Annotated in this window: 15 protein-coding genes; 13 read left to right on the top strand and 2 right to left on the bottom strand. The window is 58.8% G+C overall.

Translation table 11 applies throughout. The annotated features are described in order from the left end of the window. Positions 1-72: 72 nt before the first annotated feature. From ACX3VQ_RS11730 to ACX3VQ_RS11700, 7 genes are all read left to right on the top strand, one after another. Complete coding sequence (locus ACX3VQ_RS11730; protein ID WP_462581259.1) at positions 73-765, top strand: RHS repeat-associated core domain-containing protein; 693 nt, start codon at positions 73-75, stop codon at positions 763-765. A 43-nt stretch (positions 766-808) separates the two neighbouring features. After that, positions 809-1,405: a tetratricopeptide repeat protein gene (locus tag ACX3VQ_RS11725; protein ID WP_462581258.1), complete on the top strand. Its 597-nt coding sequence runs from the start codon at positions 809-811 to the stop codon at positions 1,403-1,405. A gap of 126 nt (positions 1,406-1,531) precedes the next feature. Then, positions 1,532-2,212, top strand: coding sequence for a hypothetical protein (locus ACX3VQ_RS11720; protein WP_462581257.1), 681 nt, complete (start codon positions 1,532-1,534; stop codon positions 2,210-2,212). A gap of 138 nt (positions 2,213-2,350) precedes the next feature. After that, positions 2,351-2,518, top strand: a complete 168-nt coding sequence (locus tag ACX3VQ_RS11715; protein WP_462581256.1) for a hypothetical protein — start codon at positions 2,351-2,353, stop codon at positions 2,516-2,518. Positions 2,519-2,535: 17 nt separating this feature from the next. Next, positions 2,536-3,255: an ABC transporter ATP-binding protein gene (locus tag ACX3VQ_RS11710; protein ID WP_462581255.1), complete on the top strand. Its 720-nt coding sequence runs from the start codon at positions 2,536-2,538 to the stop codon at positions 3,253-3,255. Continuing rightward, complete coding sequence (locus ACX3VQ_RS11705) at positions 3,252-5,615, top strand: ABC transporter permease (protein WP_462581254.1); 2,364 nt, start codon at positions 3,252-3,254, stop codon at positions 5,613-5,615. The genes ACX3VQ_RS11710 and ACX3VQ_RS11705 overlap by 4 nt, the downstream gene beginning before the upstream one ends. Positions 5,616-5,623: 8 nt before the next feature. Then, a complete protein-coding gene (locus ACX3VQ_RS11700) occupies positions 5,624-6,766 on the top strand; it encodes an efflux RND transporter periplasmic adaptor subunit (protein ID WP_462572505.1) in 1,143 nt (380 codons plus the stop codon). Positions 6,767-6,779: 13 nt separating this feature from the next. On the opposite strand, the gene ACX3VQ_RS11695 is transcribed toward ACX3VQ_RS11700, so the two are convergent. Then, positions 6,780-7,892: a L,D-transpeptidase family protein gene (locus ACX3VQ_RS11695; RefSeq protein ID WP_462581253.1), complete on the bottom strand. Its 1,113-nt coding sequence runs from the start codon at positions 7,890-7,892 to the stop codon at positions 6,780-6,782. Between the two features lie 80 nt (positions 7,893-7,972). Here ACX3VQ_RS11695 and ACX3VQ_RS11690 point away from each other — a divergent pair, with 80 nt between their 5' ends. Beyond that, complete coding sequence (locus ACX3VQ_RS11690; RefSeq protein ID WP_462581252.1) at positions 7,973-8,611, top strand: murein L,D-transpeptidase catalytic domain family protein; 639 nt, start codon at positions 7,973-7,975, stop codon at positions 8,609-8,611. A 90-nt stretch (positions 8,612-8,701) separates the two neighbouring features. Here the strand turns inward: ACX3VQ_RS11690 and ACX3VQ_RS11685 are convergent, their stop codons facing one another. After that, positions 8,702-10,375 (bottom strand): tetratricopeptide repeat protein, encoded by a 1,674-nt coding sequence (locus ACX3VQ_RS11685; protein ID WP_462581251.1) that lies wholly within the window; start codon positions 10,373-10,375, stop codon positions 8,702-8,704. Between the two features lie 450 nt (positions 10,376-10,825). On the opposite strand from ACX3VQ_RS11685, the gene ACX3VQ_RS11680 reads away from it, so the two are divergent. The 5 genes from ACX3VQ_RS11680 (at position 10,826) to ACX3VQ_RS11660 (ending at position 15,662) form a co-directional block, all read left to right on the top strand. Beyond that, the gene (locus ACX3VQ_RS11680; RefSeq protein WP_462581250.1) at positions 10,826-11,482 is read left to right on the top strand and encodes a PilZ domain-containing protein; all 657 of its coding nucleotides are present in this window, start codon (positions 10,826-10,828) and stop codon (positions 11,480-11,482) included. Beyond that, positions 11,479-12,126, top strand: coding sequence for a response regulator transcription factor (locus ACX3VQ_RS11675; RefSeq protein WP_462581249.1), 648 nt, complete (start codon positions 11,479-11,481; stop codon positions 12,124-12,126). Before ACX3VQ_RS11680 ends, ACX3VQ_RS11675 begins: the two co-directional genes overlap by 4 nt. 340 nt (positions 12,127-12,466) lie before the next feature. After that, positions 12,467-13,048, top strand: a complete 582-nt coding sequence (locus ACX3VQ_RS11670; protein WP_462571135.1) for an OsmC family protein — start codon at positions 12,467-12,469, stop codon at positions 13,046-13,048. Positions 13,049-13,235: 187 nt separating this feature from the next. Beyond that, a complete protein-coding gene (locus tag ACX3VQ_RS11665; protein WP_462581248.1) occupies positions 13,236-14,483 on the top strand; it encodes a flavin-containing monooxygenase in 1,248 nt (415 codons plus the stop codon). A 12-nt stretch (positions 14,484-14,495) separates the two neighbouring features. Then, positions 14,496-15,662, top strand: coding sequence for an NAD(P)/FAD-dependent oxidoreductase (locus ACX3VQ_RS11660; RefSeq protein ID WP_462581247.1), 1,167 nt, complete (start codon positions 14,496-14,498; stop codon positions 15,660-15,662).

Below are 15,662 nucleotides of genomic sequence, written 5' to 3'. Positions count from 1 at the left end.
GGCAACGACCCCGGATCGGGGTCCAGGGCAGGTATTGGCGAGCAAGGGCCGGTTCCAGTTTACCGGGCAGGCTTGGATTCCCGAACTGGGCATGTATTACTACAAGCCTGTCCTGAGCGCCTGCCTTGGCAGGCAGTCGAAGGGGCCCGCATTTACTCGCCCACATTGGGCCGGTTCCTCCAGACCGACCCGATCGGCTACGAGGACCAGTTCAACCTCTATGCCTATGTCGGCAATGATCCGATCAATGGGGTCGATCCGACGGGGACAATAGCGATCGGGAGCTGCGCGGGGGATAGCAGGGGAAACGTCAGTTCGAGTTGTTCGGGTGGCAGTGCTCTCGATGCGATCGGAAGGGCGAACAACGCGAACGCCGCGCCAGATCGAGGAAGCGGCTCACAGGGGTCGACATTCAGTTTTGCAAAAGATGACAAAGATAGCAAAGAACCAAAGCGAGGAAGGCGGCGTGGAATATTTGAAGGTTGTTTGATGTTTGCTTTGGGATGTGTGCCGCCGGGTGACGAATCACAAGATGGCGTGATACCTGAACTGCCTGACCCGTCGGGCAGGCCTGAAAGGCCAACGAGCACTCCCCCTCGACGGCCAGAGGATGAGCAATCAAGCAACTTCACCACAGAAGATTTGGCCACAGGAGCCTTCGTAATTGTAGGTGTGATCGTTGTAGGCGTATGCACATTTGCGTCGGCTGGAGCATGTGGGATTGCGATTTTGGGTGGGGGTGCCGGCACATTAGCAACGAGATAGTCAAGCATCAGTTCGAACTAATTGTTTTTACAGGCCTAATTCTATGAACACGTTTCAATCGGAAATCGAATCCGATCCTCAAAGTGAAGCCGTGAGTAACGCATTGTTAATGCGCAAAGATAATCCCCAGTTGGCACTTAGGGTTTTTGAAGATTTAGCAGCAAAGGGATCTATCATTAGCTATGTCGCACTTGGCGATATTTATGCATATGGCAGATACGGCATTCCATCCGATCTCGAGAAAGCGGAGTGTTACCTTTCAAAAGCAAAGGAAATGGGTTCGGTTGAGGCGGCTTATAGACTGGCAAGATTTTTCCAACATCTTGGCAATTCACGTAAGTACATTGACGAATTGACCTGTCTTTCTGGAAAGGGGTTCTCGCCTGCATCGTTCCTGCTTGGAGATATCTTCTACAATGGCAGAATTGTTGATCAAGATATCGATAAGGCCTATCTCTATTTCGAAGAATCTTCGAGGCAGGGCCATCTCGTCGCAAGGCAGTGGGTTGGACATCTCACTCGGAAGCGGGGCGGGTTAATGAATAAGATCAAAGGAACACTGATTATTGCTGCTACAGCCATCCCTATGCTCCGTGCAAATCAGGAAGATCCACAATGTGACGAGTTACGGAACTGGTAGCAGTCTAGATTTCGGTGACGCTGCGTAATTGAAGTAGCCACTCTCTTTCTTGCAATTACGGTGACGCCGCGTAATTGATGTAGCCACTCTCCTTGTTGGCACGGAGTCGCCGCTGAGGCGCTCCAAATGAGGAGAGTGACCGTCCTTCGACAAGCTCAGGATGATCGGGGGGCCAGCGTCTATCTCTACGACATCGAGAACCGCCTGGTTGAAAAGCGCGTGCAGGGCGCGGGCAATAGCAATTGCGCCGCGCTCGCCTATACCGGCGCGCTCCAGGCTGCCCTCAAATACGATCCCACCGGCAGGCTCTATGAGGTGAGCGGCGGCGCGCTGGGCATCCAACGCTTCGTCTATGACGGCAATGCCATGGTGGCCGAGTACAACTCGGCGGGCACAATGCTGCGGCGTTATGTCCAGGGTTCGAACGTGGATGCGGCCCTTCGACAGGCTCAGGGTGATCGGCCGTTGATCGTCTATGAGGGCGCTACGGTCAGCAACACCACGCGGCGCTATCTCCACAGCGATCCTCGCGGCAGCATCATCGCGGTGACGCTCTACCAGGGCTCCTCCACCGCCACCAACTCCTACGACGAGTTCGGCATACCTGACAGCGCCTCGGGCAACGACATTGCGAGCAAGGGGCGGTTTCGCTATACCAGCCAGGCATGGCTGCGCGCGATCGGCAATTCGCGTTTTGCGATCTATCACCACCTCGTCCGCCGCCGGGCCTCCGCGCGAGCCAAATTTCCTACCCCGCCCCGATCTGTTACCCCGGCGCCATGCAAGCCCCTGTCCCGCCCCTCGTGAACCCTGCTCCCCATTCCATCGCCCGCCGCCGCTGCGCCAAGCGAAGTTTTTACTTCTTGACCGTGTTCCATGTGTTCCAAGCGTGCTCTGCGTGCGACGAACCGAGTGCATTCCGGCTCGCCGGAAAGCGCGTGCAGGATGCCGGCGACAGCGATTGCGCGGCGCTATCCTATGCAGGTGCGCTATCCGCCGGGCACATGGGGATCGCCTGATATTGCGATCGCGGTTATAGATGTCAGGCAGGATCTCGATCTCGCCCATATCGCCCGCCATTCGGGATTTGGTTGCGTCAAGGCGAGTTGGTGACCTAGTCTGCCAATATCATGCAGGGCCACGGCACAGATTATTCGTTCCAGGGTCGCAGCCTGCGCAAGATCTACCAGACGGGCGAGACGCAAGTACATGCTTTGCGCGGCGTCGATCTCGACATTCCAAAGGGCGAAATCGTGCTTCTGCTCGGCCCATCGGGGAGCGGAAAGTCGACATTGCTGAACATCGTCGGCGGACTCGACCGGCCCACATCTGGGACGCTCCATTTTGGCGATACCGAACTTACCGCGCTCGATGATGCCGATCTGACCCGGTTCCGGCGCCAGTCAATCGGCTTCATTTTCCAGTTCTATAACCTCATCCCCAGCCTGACCGCCGAGGAAAATGTCCGCCTGGTAACCGATATCGCCGCAAATCCCATGGAGCCGGAGCAGGCACTGGAACTGGTCGGTCTCGCTGACCGGCGAAATCACTATCCTGCGCAGCTTTCGGGAGGAGAGCAGCAGCGCGTGGCGGTTGCCCGCGCCATCGCCAAGCAACCCAGCGTGCTGCTGTGCGACGAGCCGACCGGTGCGCTCGACAGTGCGACCGGGGTGAAGGTGCTCGAAACCCTGGCACAGGCCAATCGCGAGCTCGGAACTACGGTGATCCTGATCACCCATAACATCGGCATTGCCGCGATGGCCGACCGCGTGCTGCACTTCCTCGACGGCCAGATCGCGCGGATCGAGGAAAACGCCACTCCGATCGAACCAGCCGGGATCAGCTGGTGAAGGCGCTCGATCTCAAGCTGCTACGCGATCTGTGGCGCATGCGCGGACAGGTCCTGGCGATTGCAGTCGTGCTGGCCGCCGCAACCGCCACCTTCGTACTTTCGATGAGCGTTCATTCCTCTCTCACCGATACGCGTGACATCTATTACGCGCGCAACAATTTTGCCGATGTCTTTGCAGACATGACTCGTGCCCCACGCTCGATTGTCGAACGTGTGAGCCATATCCCCGGCGTGCGGCGCGCGGAAGGGACGATACGCCAATACGCGACGCTCGACATGCCGGGCAAAATCGTGCCCGTGCGCGCGCTGATCAATTCGATCGATGAGCGCGGACGCGACCAGCTCAACCGGCTCACTTTGCGCCAGGGACGCACGCCGCGCCTTGGCTATCCCGGCGAAGTGGTGGTGGACGAGGCGTTTGCCAGTGCCAACAATCTTGGCCCGGGCGACAGCATCGACGCATTGATTTATGGCAGCAGGCAGCGGCTCAATATCGTCGGGATCGGCCTCGCTCCCGACTATATCTATGCCCTCGCGCCCGGCGTGCTGGTGCCCGACGATTCTCGCTTCGGTATCTTCTGGATGGGCGAGCAGGCGCTCGAGGCCGCGACCGACCGCACCGAAGCGATCAATTCACTTTCGCTGACGCTGGAGCGCGGTGCCCCTCGCGCCGACGTGATCCGCGCGCTCGACCTGTTGCTTGCCCCCTATGGAGGGACCGGCGCCTATGGCCGCGAAGATCACATCTCCCATGCGTTCCTAGACAACGAGCTGATGCAACTCGATGCACTGACCAAGGTCATCCCGCCGGTTTTCCTGCTGGTCTCGGTGTTCCTGGTCTATGTGGTGCTAGGGCGCCTGATCCGTACCGAGCGCGCGCAAATCGGACTGATCAAGGCGTTCGGATATTCCGACTGGGCAGTTGGCTGGCACTATGTCAAATTCGCCCTTGCCATTGCCCTGCTGGCAACAGTGATGGGCACCTTGGGCGGCATGTGGATGGGCCGCGAGATGACGCAGCTCTATGCCGAATATTACCGCTTTCCTTTCCTGATCTACCGGCTCGACAGCAGCGTTCTGGCGGCAGCGGTGCTGCTTTCGCTGGCTGCGGCCGTGTTGGGCGCATTGGGCGGCACCCGCGAGGCAGTCCGGCTTAACCCGGCAGTGGCTATGTCACCCCCACCGCCACCGGTATATAGTGCGGGCATGGTGGAGCGGCTTGGCTACAAGGCTGGATTCACATCGGTTGGACACATGATCGTGCGACACATCGCGCGCTGGCCGGGCCGTTCGGCGATCACTGTTCTGGGCGTATCGCTTTCGATCGGCCTGCTGTTTGCGACGATGCAATTCCTCGATTCGAGTCGCTCGATGCTCGACGGCTATTTCTTCCGGTCGCAAAAGCAGGACCTGACCGTGACCTTCACCGAGCCCCGCAATCGCGACGTCATCCTCGAGCTGGCGCGCATGCCGGGCGTACTGCGCGTCGAACCCGTGCGCGCGATCCCGGTGCGAATGTCGAATGGCAATCTGGTTGAACGCACGTCAATCGAAAGCGCACCGCCCGACACACAGTTGACTGCTCGAATCGATGCGGGCGCGGAAGAAATATCCATGCCGCCAGCGGGCCTGATGCTGAGCAGCCAGCTGGCCCGTCAATTGCAGGTCGCGGCGGGTGACACGGTGCTGGTGGAAATGCTCGGCGGCAGGCGCACCACCGCCCTGATGCCGGTTGCAAGCATCGTCGACGAATTCATCGGGGCGCAGGCCTATGCCGGAGAGGAGACACTCGCAGCGATCACCCGCGATGCCGCTCCGGTGGGGGCTGCCCAGCTGCGGATCGATCCGCTGCAGCGCGACCGGCTTCTGACAAAGCTCAAGGAAATGCCACTGGTGCTGGGTGTAACAGAACGCGATGCGGCGCTGAAGAAGTTCGAGGAAGTGATCGACGAGAATATCTACACCATGCTCGCGTTCTACATCGCATTTGCCTCTGCGATTGCCGTGGGTGTGGTCTATAACAGTGCGCGAATCCTGTTTTCGGAGCGCGCGCATGAGCTCGCGACATTGCGGGTGTTGGGGTACTTCCGCAACGAGGTGGGGCTAGTGCTGGTGGGCGAACTGGCGTTACTGGTGACCATGGCAGTGCCCTTCGGTTGCTTCATCGGATACTGGCTGGCGCAGCTGATGACCATAATGTTCAGCTCGGATCTGTTCCGTCTGCCCTTCGATCCGATGCGCTCGAGCTATGGCTATTCGGTGATCATTGTCTTGATTGCAGCGACATTGACCGCTCTAGTTGTCTCGCGGCGGGTCATGCGGCTCGACATGGTCCGCGTATTGAAGGCACGCGAATGATCCGGGACATGTTCAAGAGATGGCGTTGGGCCATACTGACAGTGGCCATTGTGCTCGCCGGTCTGGCCTATGCGCTGTGGCCTGAGGCTGCAGCGGTTGATACGGGAGAGGTTACCGAAGGTCCGATGCAGGTCGGCATTACCGATGACGGAGTGACCCGCGCTGAGGAATACTATGTCGTCTCAGCGCCGGTCACCGGATATCTCGGTCGGATCGAGCTAGAGGCGGGTGACCGGGTTGTACGCGGGGCGCTGATAACCCGTATGAGCGGTCGCCCGCCCACGCCGCTCGACAATCGCGCCAGAGCCGAGTTGCAGGGGGCGCTGAGCGCGGCCAAGGCCGCGGCACAGGGGGCCACGGCGTCGCTCGATCAGACACAACGAGATCTCGCCCGCGCCGAGGAACTGGCGCAGCGGGGTTTCCTCGCAAAGTCCCAGCTCGAAGCAGCGCGCACCCGGGTGATGACCGATCGTTCGGCGCTTGCGCAAGCGCAAGCTGAGGCGGCGCGGATCCGCGCCCTGCTATCGGCAGGCGGAGCGGCATCGGGCGAAGCGGTTGCCGTACGCGCACCCACCAGCGGTGCGGTGCTGTCGGTCATCAATGAGAGCGAGGGCGTAATTCCCGAGGGAACGCCGCTGGTCACCATCGGCGACCCTGCCCGAATCGAGGCCGTTGTGGACCTCCTCTCTCGCGACGCTGTGCAGGTGAAGCCGGGCGCGAGGGTGGAAATTTCCGAATGGGGCGGCCCGGAGCCCCTGATCGGTAAGGTCGAACGGGTCGAGCCCTTCGGGAGGCTGAAGATTTCGGCACTCGGGATCGAGGAACAGCGGGTCAATGTGATCATCGCCTTCGATAATCTCAGCGAGGAGCAAGCTGCCCGTCTCGGGCACGGATACCAGATTGACGCCACCATAGTGTTGTGGAGCAGGAAGGATGCGCTGCGCGTCCCCATTGGTGCGCTATTCCGCGGGCAGGACGGCGGCTGGCACGCTTTCAAGCTCGACGGTTCGAGGGCGCGCGATACAGCGCTCGAAATCGGTCATATCAATGACGAGTATGGCGAAGTGCTGTCGGGCCTCGATGCTGGTGATGTCGTGATCGTCAATCCCAGCGGCTCGATCATTGACGGGGCGCGGGTCTCGCCACGCTGAAGACACTGGTGCCTTACCGGATGTTGCGATCGCGGTTATAGATGTCAGGCAGGATCTCGATTTCGCCCGCATCGCCCGCCACCGCAGTGAAATAGGCGATGTAGACCGGGATGGATCGATCGAGCTTGACCGAAGTGGTGGCGTTCGAAGCGACGATCGCATCGATTTCCTCGCGGGACTTGACCCCCTCCAGCAGCGTCGCCGCATAACCGATTGCATCGCCTGTGCGGATGCAGCCATGGCTGAAGGCGCGGACCTCTTCCTCGAAAAGCTGCTTGTTGGGCGTATCGTGCATATAGACCGAAAAGCGGTTGGGCATGATCAGCTTCATCTGGCCCAGCGCATTGTTCGGCCCGGGCCTTTGCCGATACCGCCCATTGCCCCAGACATAGCCGCGCTGCCTTGCAAGCGAGGGGCTTCTGCGAACCAGCGCGCCCACACTCTCGCGCACGATGCTGGCGGGGATTTCCCACCAGGGATTCAGGATCACGCCCTCGATGATGGTATCGAAGGCCGGGGTTGGCGTGGATGCCTTGCCCACGATTACCCGCCAGCTGTCAAATTGCTCCCCATCCCGCCACAATTGCGCCTCGAATTGCGGAATGTTTACAATGACGAAATCGTCTCCAAGTGACTGTGGCATCCAGCGCCAGCGCTCCATATTGCGCGCAATTGCCTTGCGCCGGTCAGGATCGCTCTCGGTATCATAGGCCGCCCGCAAGGCCGCATATTGGGCGTGCCGGGGCCGCATCAGGGCGAAGAATGTATCAAGCATATCATTTGCCACCGCCTGATCGAGCATTGTATCCAGCGCCAGTTCCGCATCGCCATCGACGATGTGCCAGCCCGCCCGCTCGGCCTGCCCGGCGCTGCCCAACAGATGCATCTGGGCCAGCTGAAGTGCCAACCTCCTCGCCTCGGCATTGACCTGATCTGGATCGCCAGCGGCCTGCGCCGCATCCAGCGTTTCAGTTGAAACCACGGGCAAGGCATCGCGTGGGGCTGCTTCCAACCAACGCTTCAAGTCGGTGACGTCGGCTGCACCCCAGCCGCCATCCTGCACCCTTGCCGCTGCTGGAACGGCAAGGATCAAACACAGGATTATCGCAATCAAGCCACGTTTCATCGGCTACTTCCCCGTCTTGCCCTTGCCAAGGCACCAAAATGCACGATCTAATTCGGGAAGCTATACCAACGGATCGCAAAATGAAATTCAACCGTCGCCATTTCCTTGGTGCGTCCATGGCAGCAGGGGCAGCGTTTGCTGCACCTGCATCGTTCGCCGCACCCGAATTTCGGCGCGTGACGCCTACCGTACCTGCTGCGCCCAAACCGGTCGATCAGCCCGAATTCCTGCAACAGGCGCTTGCGGCACTAGACCGGCATTCTTCGCACATCGCGTTTCGTGACCGGATCGGTATCGCCGACTTCTCACAGCATTCGAAGGAGATGCGCTTTCATCTGGCCAATGTCGAAGCTGGCCGGATTGAGCGATCCTTTCTCGTTTCGCACGGACGCGGGTCTGACCCAGTCAACAGCGGCTTCGTGCAGCATTTTTCCAACCAGCCCGGTTCAAACGCTTCATCGCAAGGCAGCTATCTGACCGGGGATGCCTATTACGGCAAACATGGCCAATCGCGCCGCTTGCACGGGCTCGATGAAGTGAACGACAAGGCATTCGCCCGCGCCATTGTGATCCACGGTGCCGACTATGTCGACCACCAGATGGCGCTTGCGCAAGGCCGCATCGGGCGCAGCCTGGGTTGCTTCGCCTTTGAAAGACACATTATTGCCGAAGTGCTGGATCGGCTTGGCGAAGGGCGGCTGCTGTTCGCTGCGGCATAAGCTTTCCGGGTATCCGCCAAGCTTGTCGTATATCAAACTGAGACATTACCTGACCAAGCGCTGCCTTGCCAAACTGGGTGAAGCTGCCGCTTATTGCGGCGTCTCTGGCATCGAGTAGGCAAGCCATTCTTTGAGGCGAGCCTTGACTTCAGGTGCCATTGGCAAGCGTGCAACCAGTTCATCACTTCCTTGCCCGGCCGCACTCGGTTGAGCGCGCAACTGCTGGAACGCGTCTTGGGCCGTCTCGGTGTTGCCCGACCTGCGAGCATGGGCAGCTTTAAGCAGCAAAATCCGAGGCTGACCGTATGCGAATTGTTCAAGATGCTCCATATGCTCACCAGCTGCTTCGACGTCATCCCGCATCATCGCTGCCACGAAGTGACCGGCATGTTCCCATGGCAAGGCGATATCTCGATCATCTTCTTCAAGCGAGATCAGAATTGCTTCCCCCTTGGGATCGTCACACATAGCCAGAAGATAGGCAGCGAAGCCAACAACCACGCGGTTGTTCGGCGCGTTAGCCAAAGCACGCTCGGCTGCCTGCTGCGTAAGACGATGGTTGCCTCGGAATATATGGGCACGCATCTGTACGACGTAGAGGATCGCATCCTGGGGATGAAGCGAAACTGCGCGATTCGCAACGCTCAGCGCCTGGTCCAAAAGCGCCTCTCGCTCGTCGCGATTTGCTGCCATTGTGGCCCTGTCAATCAGTGTCCAGCTGTACAGAAAAGCGGCCAGCGACTGGTTATCAGCGTGAGAATACCAATCGCTTGCGCAGGCGGCCAGTTCAGTATCGGCGATATTGAAAGTTTGCAGGTTTTCTGTGAAGCGCAGCCAGCATCCATAGGGCGAGCGAGCGCTTATCTTCCTTCCCCTGTCGATGCTGGCAATTGCTCCACCAGGTGAACCGATTGCCGTCGCGATGGAAACGGCACTGCGCTTGATGGCTTGTGTGTCCGAAGCGGGAAAGCTTTTGAGCCAGACCACCTTGCCGGTTGCCTCCTCAACAAGGCGGGCCTGGAAGGCTCGATCAGCAGATTGCCCACTAGACTGCAAGTGCAGCCTGAAGTCCGGTTTCCCGTTTCCACTGGTTAAAAGGTCAATACCCGCATAGTCGCTGATCGAGCCCGTCAGCAGCGAATGAAATGTTTCTCGCATCTCATCCGCTTCGGCAGCTTGGCCTTCCGCATTTTCGAAGCTGATGGCCAGTTGAGGGAAGTTCGATGTCGTCCAGTCCTCAGGTGCTTCATCCGAGGCGAAATAGAAATAGGCACGTGCGAGTATCAGCACCGCTAAGGTGGCAGCAAAGATCCAAGCGGCGCGCGGATAACTATCCAGCCAACGGAGTGCTGCCTTCAATGGAGAAGAGAGCTTATCCGATAGGCTCCCTTGTCCTTCGGTCGAATGCGGCACAAGATGGACTCTGTATGTACCAGCGTCGATGTGGATAGCTTCCGGTTTGGGTCGCGCTGCGTAGTAGGCGGCAAGCGCCTTCCGCAACCGCGCGACAGCAACACGGGCATAAGTATCTGCATCGCTTGTATCGCCCTCAGTTTTTCCGAGTGCGTCGATCGCGATGGTGTATGACTTGATATGCGTACCTTTTGCCGTCATCTTAAAGAGATAAGTTAGCAATCGAGCCAACACTGGCGAACGCTGGAATACCTCGTCGTCAAGGACTTCAGTAACCTCCTCCTCAATTCTGTCTAAGTCGGCTTGTTGAGGCGGAAGGTCCAAATCATAGCTCCAGAAATTAGGTGACATTACATACATCAGGAATGGCGGTGAATGCTCACTTAATTAGCCCTTCTTTCAGTCGCACCAGCCATGATCGATCTGATATTGCTGGCTTCTGCGATAGCTACGGGTGATGATACACTCCAGTTTAGGGCTTTCCAGCTCTAAGGTGAGCACGGCCGGCCCCCGTGGTCTGATATGGTGAATAAATTACGTATAACTCACTAGAAACATGGTTAATGGATAGGGCCATGATACGGTATCGCGCTTCCTGCTCATTAACTCGATACTGCAATGAAACCGTGACATGCTTTGAAATTAAACCTGATTGATGCATCATCACTGCATACTGTGTGAATATTTGCAGTGTGTTGATGGAGCAATGCCCGATGATCTGTCAGGAAAATGTACTTAGTATTGACTGGTCGATAGGTGTAATGACTGAAAAGTCATTACATTTTGGTCCAGGTTGCTAGTATGGGCGCGTCATTCACTCAAAAGATCGACGATCAGCGCGAGCAAGCGAGGACGACGACCGTTTACAGGCCGATTCTTGTCGAAACTTCAGACATCGCGGCGTTTTGCCTGCTCAGGAATATCTCCACATCCGGCATGATGGCCAAGTCCTATGTCGATTTTGCAGAAGAAACAGCAATCGAGGTAACATTTGGTTGTGATTTCTCGGCCGAAGGCAGGGTCGTCTGGTCGCGAAATCGCCAGATCGGCATTCAGTTCGACAATGCGGTCGATGTTCCGCAACTCCTGGAACGACTGTCACACGGCGGAGATTTTGGCCTGCCCAAAAGAGCACCGCGCCTTCAGATGCGGTCAGCGGCGCACGTGTCGCTTGATGGCAGACAGGTGCCGGTCGACCTTCTCGATATCTCTCAAAACGGGGTGAAGGTACGCACGCCATATCTCAAGCCGCTCGATGAAGTGACCATTGAGCTTCAGGGAATGGCGCTGAAATGGGCAGTGGTGCGCTGGACGCAGGCTGGCATTGCAGGACTAAGATTTCTCGTTCCGCTCAGCTTTGACCAGCTGGGCGAATGGGTCATCGATCAACAGATCGGAAGGGAAAAAATACCGAAAAACTGGCCAGATAAACCTGAACAAAAGGCGGTGCTGAAATGACTATCAACTGCTTCGCGCTTATTGACCCTGATCCCCGCCGTCGCTCGCTGGTTTGCGACCGACTCGCCGGAGCTTCAATGTTTGTTGCGCAATTCAGTTGGGTTCGCGAAATTGATCCCGAAAAGCTCGAACACGCGGTCCTGCTCGCCCTTGATAAAGGTCAGGCGATTGCTGACATCGTCAATTCGCTGGAGGAGAATTTGTTGTCCAATCCGGTTATTGCCTATTCAGACCGGATAGACACCGACCGGGTCGTGCAAGCAGTCAAGGCAGGTGCGGATGGCTACCTGGCCTGGCCATTCACTATGGAACAGCTTACCCCGGTTATCGAGCGGATCGAATCTGAAGCCAGCCAGGCAACTGACAAATCGCGCGTGGAGGCCCGGTCAAAGTATCTGATTAAGCAGCTCACCCCGCGTGAGAGAGAAGTTTTGAGTGGTGTGGTTCATGGGATGTCAAACCAGCAAATCGGTGACGCCTTGTCGATCAGCGCTCGAACAGTCGAAATTCATCGGGCTAACATGATCCGCAAGCTCGGCGCCTCAAACTCGGCCGCAGCAGTGAAAATGGCTCTCGATGGAGACTTCAAGGACGCTCCCCCCGCAAATGGCCCCGTGGGAGACTGGCTTGGTGAGGCGGCATGATGGTGCTGCCAGTCTAACGCTAGCTGGTTTCAACTTGGTAGAACTGTCCCCTACCCGCACCCGGTTCAGGCCATGAGGTTTTGCCACTCTGCCAGGCCGGCAGAGCGACGGGTTTTGTAAGTTTCACTGTCGACCGGGCTGCCGTGGCGCTTCAGTTCCGGCCAGCAACGTCATCGCCAGATCGCTATCCTTGCGACAGGACCGGTGAAACAAATGAAACCTTTTGCCGCGTTTGCCGGCATCGAATTGATACATTGAGAGGGGAAAAGGTCCTCGTTCGGAGCGGACAGTCGCTCTGACTTTACTCCCCTTTTCAAATTCAATCCGAGGACCTGATACAATGACCACTGTAACCATCGAAAAGCCCGCCCGCGTCGCCATGAACGGCGTTGATGTCCCAACCTTTATCGCCACGCTTGGCGCAGTCGACAAGCAGCGCGAAATCGCTCGCTTCACCTTCCGCGCCAATGGCAAGTGGATGTCGGGCACGCATAGCCGTGTAAACTTCAAGAGCTTCTTCGGCGCCTGCTCGGAAAACGAGCACAAGCAGACCTATTCGATCGAAGGCGATCACCCCGAAGTGCTCTGCGGCAGCGACAATGCCCCGACCCCGGCCGAACTGTTGCTGGGCGCACTGTCGGCCTGCCTTACTGCCGGTATTGGCAACATCGCTTCGATGCGCCAGGTCAAGCTGGAATCGGTTGATGTGATCGTCGAAGGCGACATTGACCTTAACGGTATCCTTGGCATCGACCCGCAGACCCGCAACGGCTTTCAGGGCGTCCGCGTTCTCGTGGCCATCAAGGGCGACGCCGATGACGAGACCCTCGAAAAGATCGTCCATCAGTCGGTCGCCCGCTCCGCAGTATTCGACGTGATGACCAATGGTGTGCCGGTTGCCGTGAGTGCGGTCGTCAGCTGACACCAAGCTCACCTTCCAACGCCATAGAGTGAAATCCAGCCCGCCGGTTCCCGCAACCGGCGGGCTTTCTGCGTCCGGCTCAGCTTGGGGTAGGCTGAAACAATCGAAACAATTTTGCCTCTGGCGCGGCACATTCCCGATACATGGCTGGTCCAAACAGGGCGCGACACCAAGCAAGGAGCGCCCCATGGCCCGCATGATTGACTGCCTTATTATCGGAGCCGGCCAGGCCGGGCTGGCGATGAGCCATTGTCTCTCGGCCCATAGCATCGAGCACGTCGTTCTGGAACGCGGCCGGATTGGCGAGCGCTGGCGCTCTGAACGATGGCCAGCATTGCGTTTGCTGACCCCGGGTTGGATGACCCGTATGCCGGGCGGCGCACTGGCCACCAGGGCAGATGGCTTTCTGAAGTCTGCCGATCTCGTCGACCGGCTCGAAGATTATGCCGCCAAGCATGGCGCGCCGGTCGAGGACAATACCGAGGTGCTCGCCGTCGAGCCGGTCGGCGATCGGTTCCGCGTCGTGACCAGCGCGGGAAGTTGGATTGCCCGCGCGCTGGTGGTAGCGACCGGAGCCTGCGACCGGCCACGAGTTCCGGCCTGGAGCCTTGGCCTCGACCACCGCATTCATCGAGTCACGCCAAGCCAGTATCGCGGCATGGACCATTTGCCCGATGGCGGCGTGATGGTGATCGGCGGGTCGGCCACCGGTGTCCAGCTGGCACGCGAGGCGGCAGTTTCTGGCCGCCGGACGATCCTTGCCGCAGGCCGTCACGTTCGCACTCCGCGCCGTTATCGCGGCATGGATCTGTTCGAGTGGCTCGATTTTGTTGGCTTCCTTCGGGATCGCCGTCCGCCAGGGCGCAGCCAGCGCGAATTGATGGCTCAGCCTTCCCTGCAACTGGTGGGGGATGCAGCCAAGGGCGATATCGACCTGGCCGCGCTAGCTGCACAGGGAGTCACAATCACCGGCCGCGCGCTCAATGCCGCCGGTTCAAGAATTCACTTTGCCGACAACCTGGCGAGCGAATGCGCGGCTGCAGAACGGCGACGCAGGAAGATTCTCGAGCGGATTGATTCTGAAATAGCCCTGTGGTCGCTCACCGTCGAGCAGGACCCCGTAGCATGGCTGCAACCCGCGGCCGTTCCGCAAGGTCCGACGCAAATCGACCTACTAAGCGAGGGCATCTCAACAGTCATCTGGGCCACTGGATACCGGCGCTCCTATCACTGGTTGCATCTCGATACATTCGACGAGCATGGCGAGATCGCCCAGCAAGACGGCATCGCCAGCTGGCCAGGACTTTACGTCATTGGCCTGCCCTTCATGCGTCACCGCGCATCGAGCTTCATTGATGGCGTCGGGCGGGATGCAGAAGCCCTTTCCCAGACAATCATTGCCCAGCTTGGCGCGCACAAACTGCGCGCAGCCTGAAAGGATATTGCCATGACTCTCACCGGATTTGCCCACGGACATTATGACGCCATTATCGTGGGCGCACGTTGTGCTGGCGCGGCAACGGGCATGTTGCTCGCCCGGCAGGGAGCGCGCGTGCTGGTGGTCGATCGCGATCCGTATGGCAGCGACACCATGTCCACGCACGCATTGATGCGCGGCGCAGTGATGCAGCTGACCAATTGGGGACTCGTGCACAATGTCGCAGCAACAGGCGCCCCTCCCCTGCGCGCGACGTCGTTCATCTATGGCAAGCAGGAACCGATCGACATCGAGATTTCACCGCAGCATGGCGTCAGCGCTCTATACGCTCCACGGCGCCGCGCGCTCGACAAGGTTCTGGTCGACGCCGCCCGCCGTAGCGGTGCCGAAATCCACCATGGCATAAAGTGCGTCGACCTTCTCCGCGCTCCCGATGGTGCCGTTTCAGGCGCGTTCCTGCGCGATGCCGGTGGGGCAATCCACAAAATTACCGCCGAACTGGTGATCGGTGCTGATGGCAGGAATTCCGCCGTCGCCAGGTTGGCCGGCGCGGGATACACCAAGCGCGGCACGCATGCTTCGCGCTGCATCTATGGCTATTTCAACGGACTTTCACCGCGCGGATATCGCTGGCACTGGGGCGAAGGCGCCGCGGGCGGCATCATCCCCACCAATGACGGTCAGGCCTGTGTTTTCCTGTGCCTGCCACAGCGCGCGCGGGACAGATTTCGCGAGGCGCTGAAGCCCGCAGGCTTCCGGGCGCAGATTGCCGCGCTGATGCCGCAGATGGACAGCGAGCTTGAGGGTGGACGGCTTGCGCGGCGGCTCACCGGCTTCGCAGGTGAACCTGGCTATATGCGCCAGGCATGCGGTGATGGCTGGGCGCTGGTCGGCGATGCAGGCTACTTCAAGGATCCGATCACGGCCCACGGCATCACCGACGCATTGCGGGATGCGCAGATCCTCGCAGACAGCTGGTATCAAGGAAAGCTCGATGAATATGCCGCCACGCGGGATGCAATTTCGCAGGATCTGTTGCGGATCTCGGACAAGATTGCGGCCTATGACTGGACGCTTGAGCAGCTGATGGACCTTCACCAGTCGCTGAACCTGGCCATAAAGGCCAATCAGCACTGGATGGCCCAAAGTATGAACCGGTTGGTCGAGGCCGCTTGA

Source organism: Altererythrobacter chaiwopuensis (assembly GCF_054957735.1).
Note: the sequence above shows the minus strand (reverse complement) of the source record. Positions and strands in the feature narration are given on the sequence as shown.

Bases quoted from the DNA above. Each gene is read 5' to 3' on its own strand.
- ACX3VQ_RS11725 (WP_462581258.1), top strand. From the start codon at position 809: ATGAACACGTTTCAATCGGAAATCGAATCCGATCCTCAAAGTGAAGCC.
- ACX3VQ_RS11720 (WP_462581257.1), top strand. From the start codon at position 1,532: ATGAGGAGAGTGACCGTCCTTCGACAAGCTCAGGATGATCGGGGGGCC.
- ACX3VQ_RS11715 (WP_462581256.1), top strand. From the start codon at position 2,351: ATGCCGGCGACAGCGATTGCGCGGCGCTATCCTATGCAGGTGCGCTAT.
- ACX3VQ_RS11710 (WP_462581255.1), top strand. From the start codon at position 2,536: ATGCAGGGCCACGGCACAGATTATTCGTTCCAGGGTCGCAGCCTGCGC.
- ACX3VQ_RS11700 (WP_462572505.1), top strand. From the start codon at position 5,624: ATGTTCAAGAGATGGCGTTGGGCCATACTGACAGTGGCCATTGTGCTC.
- ACX3VQ_RS11695 (WP_462581253.1), bottom strand. From the start codon at position 7,892: ATGAAACGTGGCTTGATTGCGATAATCCTGTGTTTGATCCTTGCCGTT.
- ACX3VQ_RS11690 (WP_462581252.1), top strand. From the start codon at position 7,973: ATGAAATTCAACCGTCGCCATTTCCTTGGTGCGTCCATGGCAGCAGGG.
- ACX3VQ_RS11685 (WP_462581251.1), bottom strand. From the start codon at position 10,375: ATGTCACCTAATTTCTGGAGCTATGATTTGGACCTTCCGCCTCAACAA.
- ACX3VQ_RS11680 (WP_462581250.1), top strand. From the start codon at position 10,826: ATGGGCGCGTCATTCACTCAAAAGATCGACGATCAGCGCGAGCAAGCG.
- ACX3VQ_RS11675 (WP_462581249.1), top strand. From the start codon at position 11,479: ATGACTATCAACTGCTTCGCGCTTATTGACCCTGATCCCCGCCGTCGC.
- ACX3VQ_RS11670 (WP_462571135.1), top strand. From the start codon at position 12,467: ATGACCACTGTAACCATCGAAAAGCCCGCCCGCGTCGCCATGAACGGC.
- ACX3VQ_RS11665 (WP_462581248.1), top strand. From the start codon at position 13,236: ATGGCCCGCATGATTGACTGCCTTATTATCGGAGCCGGCCAGGCCGGG.
- ACX3VQ_RS11660 (WP_462581247.1), top strand. From the start codon at position 14,496: ATGACTCTCACCGGATTTGCCCACGGACATTATGACGCCATTATCGTG.